General features: G+C 63.6%; 9 protein-coding genes. 2 read left to right on the top strand and 7 right to left on the bottom strand.

The window, feature by feature from the left end; all coding sequences use genetic code 11:
* Positions 1 to 77: 77 nt before the first annotated feature.
* The 7 genes from NVV94_RS11560 to NVV94_RS11530 form a co-directional block, all read right to left on the bottom strand.
* Positions 78 to 752 (bottom strand): SurA N-terminal domain-containing protein, encoded by a 675-nt coding sequence (locus NVV94_RS11560; RefSeq protein WP_258447268.1) that lies wholly within the window; start codon positions 750 to 752, stop codon positions 78 to 80.
* A gap of 12 nt (positions 753 to 764) precedes the next feature.
* Complete coding sequence (locus tag NVV94_RS11555; protein ID WP_258447267.1) at positions 765 to 2300, bottom strand: ABC transporter substrate-binding protein; 1536 nt, start codon at positions 2298 to 2300, stop codon at positions 765 to 767.
* A gap of 15 nt (positions 2301 to 2315) precedes the next feature.
* Positions 2316 to 2921: an SCO family protein gene (locus NVV94_RS11550; protein WP_258447266.1), complete on the bottom strand. Its 606-nt coding sequence runs from the start codon at positions 2919 to 2921 to the stop codon at positions 2316 to 2318.
* Positions 2918 to 3562, bottom strand: a complete 645-nt coding sequence (locus tag NVV94_RS11545) for an SCO family protein (protein WP_258447674.1) — start codon at positions 3560 to 3562, stop codon at positions 2918 to 2920. The genes NVV94_RS11550 and NVV94_RS11545 overlap by 4 nt, the downstream gene beginning before the upstream one ends.
* Positions 3563 to 3581: 19 nt before the next feature.
* Positions 3582 to 5513 (bottom strand): YncE family protein, encoded by a 1932-nt coding sequence (locus NVV94_RS11540; RefSeq protein ID WP_408733498.1) that lies wholly within the window; start codon positions 5511 to 5513, stop codon positions 3582 to 3584.
* A gap of 146 nt (positions 5514 to 5659) precedes the next feature.
* A complete protein-coding gene (gene mnxG, locus NVV94_RS11535) occupies positions 5660 to 11452 on the bottom strand; it encodes a manganese-oxidizing multicopper oxidase MnxG (RefSeq protein ID WP_258447264.1) in 5793 nt (1930 codons plus the stop codon).
* Between the two features lie 222 nt (positions 11453 to 11674).
* The gene (locus tag NVV94_RS11530; protein ID WP_258447263.1) at positions 11675 to 12280 is read right to left on the bottom strand and encodes a lytic transglycosylase domain-containing protein; all 606 of its coding nucleotides are present in this window, start codon (positions 12278 to 12280) and stop codon (positions 11675 to 11677) included.
* Between the two features lie 207 nt (positions 12281 to 12487).
* On the opposite strand from NVV94_RS11530, the gene gspG reads away from it, so the two are divergent.
* Positions 12488 to 12922 carry a type II secretion system major pseudopilin GspG gene (gene gspG, locus NVV94_RS11525; protein ID WP_258447262.1) on the top strand — a complete coding sequence of 145 codons (435 nt, stop codon included), beginning with the start codon at positions 12488 to 12490 and terminating at the stop codon, positions 12920 to 12922.
* A gap of 14 nt (positions 12923 to 12936) precedes the next feature.
* Complete coding sequence (locus tag NVV94_RS11520; RefSeq protein WP_258447261.1) at positions 12937 to 14124, top strand: type II secretion system F family protein; 1188 nt, start codon at positions 12937 to 12939, stop codon at positions 14122 to 14124.
* Positions 14125 to 14199: the final 75 nt, after the last annotated feature.

The raw sequence follows: 14199 nt of genomic DNA, 5'->3' as shown, positions 1-14199 counted from the left end.
TAGTCTCCTTCCCCAACTCCGGGGGAAGGCGGTCAACGGTCAATCCGGGTTTCCCCCCCAACTTGGGGGCCAGGCGGTTATTGGCCGCGTGCCAGCTCGATTCGACTGCGCGAGCGCAACTCCTTGAGCGCCGTTGCGCGGGCCTGAGCCTGCCTCTGAGTGATAAGCATTTCTTTAACCATAGCAAGCTCTCGCATTCGTTCGACCTCTGGCGTCAAATTTTGGTTCTGAGCCGCTGAGAAATCTTTGGCCTGGGCGCCAGGATGCGCTTGTGCCCAGGCAGCCTCGACTTCGCTGGCAGTCGGCTCGGGCACCCGGACAAGTTCGGCGAAGACGTGTTGGGCAGCCCACTCCTGGCGAAGGTACTCGGTAAAACTGGCCTCATCGAAGCCCGCATCGGCCAGGCGCTGGGCAAACACCTCGGATGAGCCGAAATCCCCTCGCAATGACGCCAGCTGGTGAGCCACGGCCTGCTCATCGACTACCAGACCCTGCTTGCGGGCTTGCTCCAACAGCAGCGCCTTGTCGATCAACTCATCGAGCGCGGCGCGGCGCAGGCGTTTGTACACATCCGGGTTGCGGATGCTGGCGACCGCGCGACCCTGGGCCTGCAGATAGTCAGCAAAGTACCGCTCCAGGCGAAAGACCGTGATCGGCACGCCATTGACCCGCGCCGCGACGGCCTCCTCCTGCGCTTCGCCGGTCGAAACCATCAGGGACAGCACCAGCAGCAGCCAATAACAGGTTTTCATGGTGGAGGACCTCTAAGGGACTTCAATGAACGCGCCCATCGAATCGAACCGTTGCTCGGGCAATTCCACTCGCACGATATGCCCGCCACTGAGGCCAAGGCGCTTGCCGGGGCCGAAATTCAGTTGAGGCGTCAGGCCGGTGTCAAAATCATGAAGACTCTCGAGCGCGTCGATCAGGCGCTGTCGACTGACATCGCGACCGGCCCGTTTCAGCCCCTCGCTGAGCAACAGCACCGAGCAATAGGCACCCACTTGCAGGACCGCATGCTGACCGCCCAGGCCGCTGCGTTGGCGCAGCTCGGTCAAGGCCGCCCTGCCCGCTGCCGTCCAGTCCTGGGGAACGAATGGAAACGCCAGGAACAAGCGCTCCGAAAATGCCAGCGGAACTTGCAGGACCTGGCTCGCCACTTGGGTCGAGGCGGCAAATAGATAGGGGTTCAGGCCCGCCCTTTCCAGTTGCCCGGCGAGCGTGGCGAACTCGCTGGCCTGGCCGAGATAGAACACTGCCTGGGCGCCTTGCAGGGCCTGCAGGCTATCGGCGCTGTAAGCGACTTCACGCACCCGGGTCCAGCCCTGGCCGCGCAGGCGTTCGGCGAGATTATCCGCCAGGGCCGATTGGGTGTCGTCAGCCGGGTGGACGATCACCGTGTCGGTCGTTGCCAACTGCAGGGCGCCTGCGGCGTACCGCGCCAGCGCCAGTACCTGCTCACGCAGGCCTGGCAGAGGTTCGAAGATCTGCCTGCTGTTCTGGCTCACACCGAACAGCGACAGCGACCCCACCAGCGGTACTTGAGCCTGCTCCAGCAGCCCGGCCATCTCCTCGTCCAGGGCCGGCGCCAACGGCGCGATCAGGGCAAACACCTGTTCGCCATTAATCAGCGTGTTCAACGCCGCCCTGGCGCTTTCCTTGTCGGCACCGGGATCGACGCTCACCAGTTCCAGGCTGCGCCCGTGAATACCCCCGGCCTGGTTGATCTGCTCAATCGAGGCGTTGAGTACGCTGGCCACCGTATTGCCCAACTCTGCCTGCGGCCCTTGCCGTGGCAACAGTGTGCCAAGGCGCAAGTGCCGGGCTTGCAGGCCGGGGTCGCTGTCGTCTTCCAGACGCTTGAGGTAGGCGGTGAGGTTGGCCTGGTCGCGCAGGGTCAGGACAAACCGCGGCATGGCCGGATCGAGCCGGTTACCGGCCGGGTCACGCCCTTCGGCAACGGCCCGGGCGATGGCTGCCTCGGTGTAGGCCGGGTACTGGCGGCCATTGACGGACTGCCCGTAAGGCGTGCTCAGCCGTCGCCAGGTAATGTCGGGCGGGCGCACGCCGCCTTCCGGCCGGCCCCGGCCGTCGGCGCCATGACAGTTGGCGCAGGGTACGGCCTGGGCCGGCACGAGCATGTCCGAAGCGCCGACCCGGGCCGAGAGTTCGACCGCCAGGGCCGAAAGCCCTTCCCGGTACAGCCGCTTGCCGGCGGCTTCGCTGTCCGACAATTGCAGCCCATGGGCCAAGCCGCTCAACGCCAGCAGGCCGGTCATCCACAACGCAATGGGCTTCATGGCGGCCACCTGCACTCAGCGCCCGACTACGGGCATGGTCAACAATTGCAGGCGCTGGGCGATGGCCGCAGCCGGTGCGTCCGGTCGGATCTTGCTCCAGCGTTTATTGGCGACGTCACCGACGATAAGCTGCGTCGAATGTTGCTCGGGGCTTGGAATAAGGTGGCCCAGACGGCCCAGCACCAGATCAATGTTCGCCTGTTCGCCGGTCAGGAACAGCCAATTGGGATTGTCCGCACCCTGCTTGCGGGCAAAGTCTTTGAGCACCGACGGACTGTCGTTTTGCGGGTCGCTGGTCAGGGAGATGAAATACACCTGGCTGGCCAGGGGCTCGCCCAGGGCGTCGCGTACCTCCTTGAGTTTACGGGTGATCAGCGGGCAGGCATCGTTGCAGTGGGTGAAGATCACATTGAGCAGCACCACGCGGTTTTTCAATACATCACTGTAAAAGCGCAGGGGCTGGCCATTCTGGTCGAGCAGCTGAGTGTCGGTAAAATACGCCTGGGCATCATGTGTTCCGCTTGGCGGCTGAGCAGGTGCAGGCGGCACTGCGGCCTCATGTGCCAGCGTCGGCAAGGCCCAGCAGCAGAGGGTCAGGGCGATCCATTGAAGGCGCTTCATGGCTGCTCCCCCTGTGCGACGGCGGTATGCCGGGCGTGCACGCGCGCAGCCCCCAGTTCCTGCACGCGCTTGACCAGCAGCGCCGGGTCGGTGAAGCCGTAAAAGCGGGTCCAGTGATCACTGCGGCCATCGCCGACCAGGATCAGCGGCGGATGATTGCGATAATCGGCAGTCCAGGTGCCCAGGCCCTTGAGGGTATCGTTGATCGCCTGGGGGCTGCCGGTCAGCCAGCTCCAGCCGGGGCCGCTCTGGAATTTTTTCGCATAGCCAAGCAAGCGTGGCGGGTCGTCGCGTTGCGGATCGATGCTGATCGAGACCAGTTGCACGTCGTCGCCAACTCGCCCGCCGAGCTGCTGTTGTACTTTGCTCATGATCGATGACACCAATGGGCAAACCGTGGTGCAACTGGTGTAGATGAAGCCCATCACCACGATCCGGTCGCGGACCAGATCCTGGTTCAGGCGCACCGGCTTACCGTTCTGATCGAGCAACGACACATCGGCAAACGACACCTGCGTACCCTCCTGCCGGGTGTCAGCTGCCTGTTGGGCATGCTGGGCATGCTCGTCCATCGAATGGGCCTGAACCTGGCCGCCCATCCCCACCAGGCCGAAAAGTGCCATGGCAATGCTCACAGTCATGGATTTCATGGGTTGCTCCTTATGGCTCGGTTTTCCCTGTGGGGACCTTTACCGGGTTTCCCGGCAAGACCCGCAAGCTGGTATAGGTCTGCTGATCGAAGGCGGCACCCAGGGTGGCCGAGCGGGCATGCAGGTAATAGGCACCGACCTGGGGCAGGTCCAGCGCGGCTTCATAGATGCCGTCGGCCACCTCTTTGGTCAGCACTTCCTGCGGCCGTGAAGAAGGCGCCAGGTAGTAACGCAACTGCAAATCCTTGAGGCCCTTGCGTGGATGACCGCTGCGCCCTTCAACCACCCGCAGGCGGACGTTGAACGGACTGCCCAGGGGCGCCGACACTTTGTCCATCAGGAACTCCAGGCGCGGTGTGGCCAGGGCTTTTTCCAGGGCCGGATTGACTTCTATTTCAGTGTTGAAGCAATGCACGATCTGCGGCTGGTTGAGCAAAAAGGCCACATCGAAGCGCCCGGCCACCGGCATCTTCACTCGCGAGCTGTACACCCCCGGCTCCACTTCGCGCAGGCTGCGATCGATGACCATGGCCGCCCGGGCGGTGTGCCCGCGGTTGGGGTAACCGGACATGGGTGCGTTCATGCCTTCGGCATAGAAGTAAGTGGTGTTGTCGACCGGATTGACCACGAACACCGAGTTGTCATCGCGCGACGGGCTCAACCCCGGGGCCAATGGCAAATCACCGGCCAGCCTCGGTGCCGCAGGGCCGGCCTCGAAACCCTGGAGGATCGGCTGACGGTCCTTGCCCAGGGTGGACAGGTTGATCATGGTCACTCGCGGCGAGGCCAGGCCGCGAATATAGGCATACGCCTTGGTGAAGGTCAGTTGAAAGGGTTCCGGTGACACTTCCAGGCTATGAATCACTTCGTCACTGGCCGCGTCGATCACTTGCGCCCGGTTTTCCAGGGTATTGAGCACGATGCCGAAACGGCCATCTTCACTGAAGCGCATCGGCCCCAGGCCCCGCTGACCCTTGATCACCTTGCGCACTTGCAGGCTGGCGGCATCGACGACGGTAATGGTGCCGTCCTTGCCATCGGCAACATAAACGGCCTGGGACAAGGGTGAATAGGCCACCGACAAGGGGTGCGAGCCTGTGTGCAGTTGCTGCTGGACCTCGAGCGTTGCCACATCGATCACGCTCAACGTGCCGCTGTCCCGGTTGCTGACAAAGGCATAACGCGAGTCCTTGCTGAAGGCGATTTCATGGTGACCTTTGCCGGTGGCCAGGTACTTGAGGGTTTTGAGCGACTGTGTATCGATGATCGTCACCCCGCTCCTGGCCTCATCGCGGGCATTGTTGCCAACCCACAACAGGCGTTCGTCCGGTTGCAGGGCGACCCGTACCGGTTCACTGCCGGCGCTCAGGTTGGCGAGCAGCTGGAATTTTTCCGCGTCGATCACCGCCACTTCCCCGGCAGTCGGCATGGACACGAACACCCGTTTGTCATCGGCGCCGGCAACCCAGTCCATCGGCGCTTGCTTGAGCGCGATGCGGGCCATGGTGCTGGTGACCCCGCCCACGGAAACCGACGGATCGATGACTGTCAGGCTGGCGTCCTTGTTCAGTACCAGCAGGTAGTAGCTGTTCAGGTCGAGCAAGGGTCGTGCCCCGATGCTGCTCTTGAGGTACAGGGCCACCCGGGATTTGCAGCTCTTGTCCCGCGCCGAAGCGAGTTCGCCAGCCTGAGCCTGATCAAGCCAGGCTCCGGGGGCGATTCCCGACAATGGCTGGCCGGAGGCCGAATCGGTGATGCGAAAGCGGACATCGGCAAACATGCCCTCGGTCAACGCACCGCCGTTGACCGGCCGGGCCTCGAATTCAATCGACACCCCGTCACGCTCCAGCCGTTGCTGGGGCTCCACGGGAGTAATGAGTGGCAACACATCATCACACTGCCCCTCATACCAATACAGCAGCGCGGCCAGGAACAGGCCCATCAGCAGCGCAACAAAGGGTCCTTTGACGATTGAGGCGTTCACTGCGCATCCTCCTGGCTCACCGGCTTGGCCCGGTGGCTTTATTATTTTTTGTACAGAGCGGGCCCATGGGATCGGGCCCGTTCCTCATTTGCCACAGACAATCTTCACGGTGTCGGAGTGGCGGCCGGTTCCGGCTCATTGGTGACCCGCAGGAGTCCCCACAGGCCGCCGGCATTGCCAAAACCAGCGTAGTCGCGCATCAGATAATCGCCGGGGACTGCGTTGATCCCGCCGCCGCTGGGCATCATGAAGCTGAAGTGCCCGGCCGGCAGTACACTCTCCTGGGCGCCGCTGTACATCGACATCGGATTGTGGCCGAAGCGCACCGAGCCGACACCTGGCGAGTTCATCGGAAATCCATTGCTGTCAGTCTTCTCGCTTTGCACCGATTGCAGCGGCCAGAGGTGACCGTCGAGCTGGAAGGTCGAACCGCGCGCACTGCCAGCGGCCATCAGCACATGGGTGCGGAACGGCTGTCCGGGCTTGACGCGCAGGACCGGGGTCACCGGATCGCCACCGACCAACGCATTGCTGTAGGCCATGTGCGCGTTGTTGACATCCGCCCAGCCATGACCATCGGCATGGCCGAACGGCGCGTCCGGAGCGAGGCCGAAGCGGTACCACATGGGCTCGGTCTTGTAGTTGAACGCCATGCCCGAGTTGTCTTCCGGATCTTCCGGCATGCCGCCACCTCCAGAGGCGATGCTTTCCACCGGCCGACCATTGGCCCAGCGCAGGTTCAAGCCCTTTTGCCAGAGCAGCATGAAGTCGCGGTAGGCGGTCTGGTTCGGCGCCTGCACCGTGGCCTGGGCGCGGCTGCTGGCGTCTTCGGTCCAGGTGGCGCCGACCGGCAGGATGCTCATGCCGCCGGCCAGGCCTTTCTGCGGCTGCTTGATCACATCGGCCGGGGTCAGGTTCAGCCCACCGAACTCGATGGCCGTGGCGTTGATGTTGTCAACGTTGCGTCCCAGCTGCGAGACCGGCTTGCCTTCGCGCTCCAGATGCCCGGCGTAGTACTGGTAGGTCTTGCTCGGATAAGCCCCGCTGCTGCCGTTGCGCGGCGGCACGGTCTGGACCGGGTTGATGCCGACATTCGCGCCGTCGGCCTTGGTGATGTCGTAGGTCAGCAACTGGGCGTGCAGACCGATATGGCTCGATGGCCGCATCAGGTTGTTGTTGAAGGTGGTCGAGCCCTTGGCGCCATTGCGATCGCGCTTGACCGTGCCCTGCATGACCGAGGTGTTGGCCAGGTCAGGCATCACCAGCGGCAGACGATTCTCCAGGGTGACGCTGATGCAGTCGCCAGCCGCCGCACGCAGCATCAGCGGCTCGATCGGGACCCCGGCCTTGAGCTTGCCGGTGACAGGGTCCAGGTCGGCCTTGCGCACATACAGGACGGCGGTCGGGTCATGCAGTGGGCCGGCCTGACCGCCAATGGTGAAGCTCACGCCATCCTCGAGGTCGACCACAGTGGCTTGCGCGATGGTGGTCGGCCGTGGGTTGAGTACCAGGGTGCCGCCGTCCGGGTTCAGCGGCCCGCCCACATGCTGGCCGACGCCCTGCGGATCACCGATGGTCAGGGCCAGTGGGTTGCTCAGGATGTCGTTGGCCAGCGCCGCGACCACTTCAAAGCTGCGCTGCTGGGTCGGCCGGGTACCGATACCGTTGGGGTTGGCACTGTAGCGCGGGCACACCCCGTCAAAGGCCACGGTGTTGCGCGCCGCCACCGGTTTGGGGTTGTTCGGCAGCGCGAACAGGTCATTGCGGCTGGCGGTGTAGTTGCGCATCACGCCCCAGATACCGCTCCAGTAGCCCTCCATCGCGGCGTCCATCGAGTACAGGTAGTCACCGGTAGTGGCCGCCGAGCTGGAGGCCATCGTGACCGGCGCCAGGAAGCCCATCTGCTCGGAGAGGCCGATCATCTGCGAGGCGCGCCAGCCGGAGTTGGAGCTGCTGCCGAAGCCGCTGCCGGTCTGCAGCCATTTGACGCCGTGCAGGGTCACGTTGTGGGTTTCCTCATAGCCACCGGCATGCACCCGCAAGCGCACGTTGTCACCCGTGTAGGTCCGCAGCATAGGGGTGAACGGATCGCCCGGCTGATCGCCGCCACGGTTGATATGCGGCGGGAAGGTGGTGGTGCCACCGGTTGGGCCCGTTGCCGCGGTGATTGCGCTCGGCGCCATGTTCAATGCAGCGATGGCTCGGTCGGTACGCGTTTGCAGGGCATAGCCCAGGTCACCGGCCAGACCGTCGGCCTGCATGCCGGGCTTGCCGTCCGGCGCGATGCGATTCGGATCGTAGACCCGCAGCCCCAGCGGCTCGCTGCGGTAGTTGACCACGAATATCCCCGGGTCATCGACCGAAATCGCTTGCGGGCAAGGCCGGTTCGGGCAACTCGGCACCTCGCCGCCCGCCACTTCGGTCACCGAGTCGAGCATATTTTCCGAGCCTTGGCGTACCGGCGGGTTGATGGCGTAACGGAAGCTGTCCGCGGTGGCCGGGAATGCCCCGGCGTCAGGCACGCCGTTGGGGCCGGCACCGACATAGACGCCGGCTTCATAGGCATGCTGGAAGTCGCTGTATTCCAGGAAGAACTCCCGGAAGCTGTCGTTGCGGCCATCGCCATCCAGGTCACCGGTGGACACCACCGCCTGCCATGAAGTCGGCCCGCCGTCCTGGCGCGTACCCAGTGGCTCGCCGGTCTCGGCATGGAACCAGGTTGAGCCGGCAGGTTCAGCCAGCACGGTGGCGTACAGCCCCAGTTGCTGGTGAGTCGATGGGCCCATGTGGTCGTGGGTGAAGATGGTGCCCAGGCCACGGTCGATACCCCGTGTGTTCACCACGGGGTCGACGAACCAACGCTGCATGGCCGTACGCGCACCGACCCAGTCAGCCCGGCCGTATTGGCCGAAGTACGGATGGTTCTTCGCTTGCGGGCAGGTAGCCGTACCGTCGCGCGGATCGGGCTGCTGGCAGCCGTTGAATTGACGAATGGCGTGGATGCGCTCAACCACAGTGGCTGGCGACAGGATGCCGTCCTCGTAGTTCCAGCCGTTGGAGGAGCCGTCGGCCGCAGTCAGGTCCCACTTGGGCAGGTGGATGTGCTGGCCGATCACGTCGGTCGGGGTGCGCACCTGGAAATCGTCCAGCTCGTAGTAGGACGGAATCAGGTTGGTGTGCTGGTACATCACGCAATCGAAGGTATTCATGCGCATGACCAGCGGTTCTGGTGGCCGTTGCTTGTTGATCACCGCCCAGGCGTCGTCCCAGAGCGAAATCATCCGCTGCTGCGGGAAGTGGTAACCGACCTTGTTGAACACGGCGTCGAACTGAATGTTGGCACCTTTATAGATACGCGGATGGTCGGCAGTGAATGGCGAAGAGCCGGTAAAGGACATGCCATCGGCACGCTCGCCGCTGTTGAACTCGCCGAGACCGGCACTGGAAGTCAGGCGTTTCTGCCGGTCGTCCATGCACGGTTCGAAGTATGGCGCACCGGCCACCGGTGTCGAGCCGTTGGTGCGGAAATTGCGCGGCTGCACGATGTTGCCCGGCAGCACGGCGTAGCTTGGGTGTTCGCGCTTGGCGTGGAAGGCCATGGCCGCCTGCTCGACATCGTTGCCCTCCTCAGGGATAAAGACCGCCTTGGCCCGGGTAATCCGCTTGGAGAAATCCAGGGCGCTGACCACTGAATCGGCTTTGCCACCGGCTGCCACACCGTCCAGCGAGTGCCGTGGCAGACCACCGTCCCAGCCATTGACCTGGGTTGGATCAAGCGCGGCCCACAGGGCCTCGCCGCTGTCACGCAACTGCTGGGCCTTGGTCGGGTCGAGCATGTCCAGTGGCGGGGTTGGTGGGCGTTGCCCGACCGTGCTTTCGATTCCGCCGATCCAGAAGGGATAGCCGGGGTTTTTCAGCGTGCCGTCGGGGTTGCGGTTGGCATCGCTGCGATCGACCAGCGCCACCGAGCCGATGATCGAAGGTTCGCTGTTGCCGCCGTGAGGATTGCCATCCTCATGCGCCGCAACCAGGCGTTCACCGAGCTTGGGCACTACCGCCACCTGGCCAGGCATCGGCGGCATGGCTTTGCCAGGCAGCGGGACCACCGCCGGAATCGGCGTACCGGCAACGATCTCGCCATCGGGCAAGGCCCGGGCGCCGGCAGCCGGCTTGCCGCTGCGCAGGGCAAACGGGGTACTGTGATAGCCATCCGGGCCTTGTTGGGAGACTTCCAGGCGGGTGCCCTCTTCGAACACATCATGGACCCGCCACATGCTCCACATGCCCTGGGCGAAGTGCGGGTAGAAATGGCAGTGATAGATGGCATCGCCAGACACCCGGTTGCGGTTGCCCGAGCCACCGTTGGCGATTTCATAGGTATAGCCCGAGCCAGGGCCAATGCCTTGGGCATCGACGTAGTCGGAGTTGTCGTCGTTCGGGTTGAACAGCCATTGATGGCCGTGCAGGTGGAAGATGTGCTGCTCTTTGCCATTGTGGGTATTGCGGAATTTGACGAAGTCGCCAATGTAGCTGTGGTTCACATTCGACGGCTCGGCCGGGAACAGCGCCATGGTTGCCTTGATCCCGACCTTGTCGGCGGGCGGAACCTGGCCGGGCTGCATGTGCTCCAGGCCGATGTTGGCCGGTACGTCCACCAGCATGGCGACATCGCCGGCGGTGTGGGCGCTGAGGAAGAACTCCTCATAGGCACAGGACAGGCAATCGTGCATCGGGCCCACGCCCAGGCGGTTGGCAACGACATCGGCGCCCAAGCCACCGGAGCCATAGTTGATCATGAACGCATCACCGACCGGTTCCAGCACACGGCCCATCACCGGGTCCGACCAGTAACCGGGGAACGCCTGGGTCACGGCCGACTCGTCGTTGAACACAGAGGCGAAATCGCGGAACGGCTCAAGCCGGTTGGGCAAGGCCGGGTTACGTTTGCCCAGGTTCTCCAGCGGATAGGTCGAAGGCGGGAAACTGCCGTCGGCATTGGGGCCCATCACGATCGCATCGGTGTCGCTGGCGATGATCTCGCTGCCGTCGACCATGTTCAGGATCGGCGTCCCGGCCTTGCCCTCACGGATCCAGGGTTCGCGCTGCGGGTAACGGGCCTGGTAATCGATGATCGGTTGCCCGGCCGGTGTCCGGCCGCTGCTGGCCAGGCGCATTTCTTCTTCGGTGACCGCGTTGCGGTAGGTGCGGCCACCCTTGGGCACCACCACTACCTGGGCAAACAGACCGTTGGCTACGTTGCCGGAGGTGGCTTCGCCGCCGAAGGTCGCCCCCAGACTGCTGGCAGCGTACGCGCCTTCGCGCTCGGCGTAGATCGTGTAAGAGCGGCTGGCGCCGGGGGCCAGCAGGAAATCGCCATTGCGCCCGGTGTTGGCCGCCAGGTCCGAGATGCTGTTGAGTGGCTGCATGCCGTTTATTTGCAGGCCGACATGGCGGGTGCTGACCTGCTCGTCGGCGACGGGAAGGGCATGGGGGTCCTCTTCCCCTTCGCCGCCTTCCTTGTGTTTGTTCGGGTTGGCCTGGTAGGCCAACAGGTTCTGCAGGTTGACGGTCAGGCAATCACCGGCGGCCACGCGCAGCACCATGGGCCGCGGGCGTTTGTCCGGGCGTAGCGTGACTTTGCCGGGAATGGCCGAACCGCCCTGGGTCAACGGGACATCGTTGTCGTCGACCACGTCGCGGCGCAGGGCGAAGATCATCCCGTTGGCGTTCTGCGCACCAAGGCGGTTGAACATAAGTGGTTGGTCGAACGCGACGACATTGGCGACTAGTGTTCGCTCGCAACGTGCGGCGGCCTCGACAAAGGATCCTGTGCCCAGCAAGGCAGCTGCCAGCAGGCTCAGGTTTATCAGGCGATGGGGTTGGGTGTGCCATTTCATGGTGGCGGGCCTCCGGGGTCATTTCGCCGCTGCGGGGATCGATAGAACCGCTGGAGCAAGGCCCGTGCCATATATTTTATTGTTTATATTCAGATAGTTAAGAGCAAATCTCGAAGCTGCATTGGGGGTTTACCCCCCAACCCCCATTAATCGGGGGCTGGCGCTGCGCGATGGAGGCTGTACCCATTAATGGGCGCGGATGGGCCATTGCTCCGCCCGCCCTCACAGCGGCGCATCCGGGGCAAGGCCCTGCAGGGCGCGATAGGTGCGCAGCACGCTGGGCACATAGCGCTGGGTCTCACTGAACGGCGGGATGACTCGCCCACGACTCAATACCGCCGCAGGCCCGGCGTTATAGGCCGCCAGCGCCAGAGCCATATCGTTGTCGAACATCACCATCAGGCGCTTGAGGTAACGCGCCCCGCCCTGGATATTCGATGCCGGGTCGAGCACATTGCTGACCCCCAGTTCCCGGGCGGTGCCGGGCATCAGCTGCATCAAGCCCGCCGCGCCCTTGTCCGAGCGCGCCCTGGGGTTGTAGCTCGACTCGGCCTGGATTACAGCGTGCAGCAAGGCCGCCGGCAATGCGTTGGCCGTGGCCGCCGCCGCCACCATTTCGGCATAGGGTCGCTGCGCGGTGGAGGCCGACAGTCCGGTGGGCCTGCCAAGGCTGGCAGGCTCGGCGATCACCCGTTCATAGCGGCGCCCGGCGCGGTGCACGTTGGACAATACATAGCTGCCATCAGCCGCCACCGAGACATAGATATCGGCCTGTGCATTGCCCGGCAACGCCAGCCAGGCCAGGACATACAGCGTCAGCAGTCGCATGCTCCCACCTCCCTGTCCACCCCACCCTGAAAGTGGGGACCATTCCCCACTTTCGGCGCGGTTGTTTGCTCTTACGCAAGCACTGTGCCGGGTCGGCAAAGCGCTGCCGGCTGGGCTTCGCAGCGAAACCGGCCGCTCGCGCACGGGATTTGCATAGGCCCTGCAGAGACTGCACGTCGATGCGGTCCTGGCCCCTGGGAGGTCCTCATGTCGATTTATCCACGCCGTGCCTTGCGCCGTGAGCAAGGCTTCACCCTGCTCGAACTGCTGGTGGTGCTGGTGGTATTGGGGCTGTTGGCCGGCCTCGTCGCCCCCAAATACTTCAACCAACTGGGCAAATCCGAAGCCAAGGTTGCCCGGGCGCAAATCGAAGGCTTGTCCAAGGCCCTGGATCTGTACCGCCTGGAAGTCGGCCACTACCCGACATCGGAACAGGGCCTGCAGGCACTGACCGCAGCGCCCACCGATGAAACCCGCTGGGCCGGGCCCTACTTGCAGAAAAACGTTCCGCAAGACCCCTGGGGTCGCAACTATGTCTATCGCGCGCCTGGCGAGAATGGCGAATTCGACCTGTTGTCCATGGGCAAGGACGGCCAGCCGGGCGGCGAAGGCGAAAACGCCGAAATAACCAGCTGGCAGTGAGCGAGGGCCAAACCATGCGCTATCAACTCAAGGCAGTCGGCAACCAGGCAGTGGTGTCGCTGGTGATCGAGGCCAGCGGGCCTGCCGAGGCTCGCCGGCAGGCCGAGGAACAGGGGCTGCGGGTGTTGAGCCTGCGCAGCATGCAACGCTTGCCCAGCCTGCGCTGGAGCCGCGGCGAAACCTTTGCGCTGGTGTTGTTCAGCCAGGAACTGACCACCTTGCTCAATGCCGGCCTGCCCTTGATCGACGCACTGGAAAGCCTGGCCGAGAAAGAGTCGGCCCCCCAGGCGCGAAAAACCCTCGATGAGCTGGTCCGCCTGCTGTACGAAGGCAAGTCCTTCTCCCAGGCCCTGGCGCATGACCCGCAGGTGTTTCCACCGCTGTACGTGGCGCTGGTGCAGTCGAGTGAAAAAACCGGGGCGGTCGGCGAGGCGCTGGGCCGTTACGTGAGTTATCGCCAGCGCATGGACGAGGTCCGGCAGAAGATCGTCAGCGCTTCCATCTATCCCCTGCTGCTGTTGATCGTCGGCGGCGGCGTGGTGTTGTTCCTGATGGGGTACGTGGTGCCACGTTTCAGCCTGGTGTTCGAAGGGCTGGGCAACAACCTGCCCTGGCTGTCGCGACTGTTGATGCATGCCGGCCTGTTCCTGCACGCGCATCAGGCTGAACTGTTCGGCGGCCTGTTCGGCGCGCTGGCCGCGCTGGCGCTGTTGATGCGCCAGGCCGGATTTCGCCGCGCCCTCAACCGCCTGATCGAACGTGTTCCGGCCGTGCACCAGCGGCTGTTCATGTATGAACTGGCACGCTTCTACCGCTCATTGGGGATTCTGCTGCAGGGCGGCATTCCGATTCTGACGGCCATGGGCATGGTTCGAGGCTTGCTCAATGCGGCCTCGCGTACCCGTCTGGATCAGGCCAGCGAACGCATTCGCGAAGGCCAGGCGCTGTCCAGCGCATTGGAGCAGAACAAACTTTCGACGCCGGTCTCGCTGCGCTTGCTGCGCGCCGGTGAACAGTCCGGCAACCTGGGGCAGATGATGGAGCGCACCGCCGACTTCTACGACGAGGAGATGAGCCGCTGGCTGGAGTGGTTCGTGCGGCTGTTCGAGCCGTTGCTGATGACGTTCATCGGGTTGCTGATCGGGGTGATAGTGATCCTGATGTATATTCCGATTTTTGAGCTGGCTTCCAGCATTCGGTAAGTTAGAAATTACTTTAATTTCGTGACTTTTGTTTTTATTAATCATTAAGTTAAATTGATAATTTAATGTGATTAC

It is taken from the genome of Pseudomonas sp. LS1212 (assembly GCF_024741815.1).
Classification (GTDB): Bacteria; Pseudomonadota; Gammaproteobacteria; order Pseudomonadales; family Pseudomonadaceae; genus Aquipseudomonas.
The sequence above is the reverse complement of the archived record's forward strand: the minus strand, read 5'-3'. Positions and strand labels throughout refer to the sequence as shown.

Excerpts from the sequence above, each read along its gene's own strand:
- NVV94_RS11545 (WP_258447674.1), bottom strand. The coding sequence starts at position 3,562 with ATGACTGTGAGCATTGCCATGGCACTTTTCGGCCTGGTGGGGATGGGC.
- NVV94_RS11540 (WP_408733498.1), bottom strand. The coding sequence starts at position 5,513 with ATGGGCCTGTTCCTGGCCGCGCTGCTGTATTGGTATGAGGGGCAGTGT.
- NVV94_RS11555 (WP_258447267.1), bottom strand. The coding sequence starts at position 2,300 with ATGAAGCCCATTGCGTTGTGGATGACCGGCCTGCTGGCGTTGAGCGGC.
- gspG (WP_258447262.1), top strand. The coding sequence starts at position 12,488 with ATGTCGATTTATCCACGCCGTGCCTTGCGCCGTGAGCAAGGCTTCACC.
- mnxG (WP_258447264.1), bottom strand. The coding sequence starts at position 11,452 with ATGAAATGGCACACCCAACCCCATCGCCTGATAAACCTGAGCCTGCTG.
- NVV94_RS11520 (WP_258447261.1), top strand. The coding sequence starts at position 12,937 with ATGCGCTATCAACTCAAGGCAGTCGGCAACCAGGCAGTGGTGTCGCTG.
- NVV94_RS11550 (WP_258447266.1), bottom strand. The coding sequence starts at position 2,921 with ATGAAGCGCCTTCAATGGATCGCCCTGACCCTCTGCTGCTGGGCCTTG.
- NVV94_RS11560 (WP_258447268.1), bottom strand. The coding sequence starts at position 752 with ATGAAAACCTGTTATTGGCTGCTGCTGGTGCTGTCCCTGATGGTTTCG.
- NVV94_RS11530 (WP_258447263.1), bottom strand. The coding sequence starts at position 12,280 with ATGCGACTGCTGACGCTGTATGTCCTGGCCTGGCTGGCGTTGCCGGGC.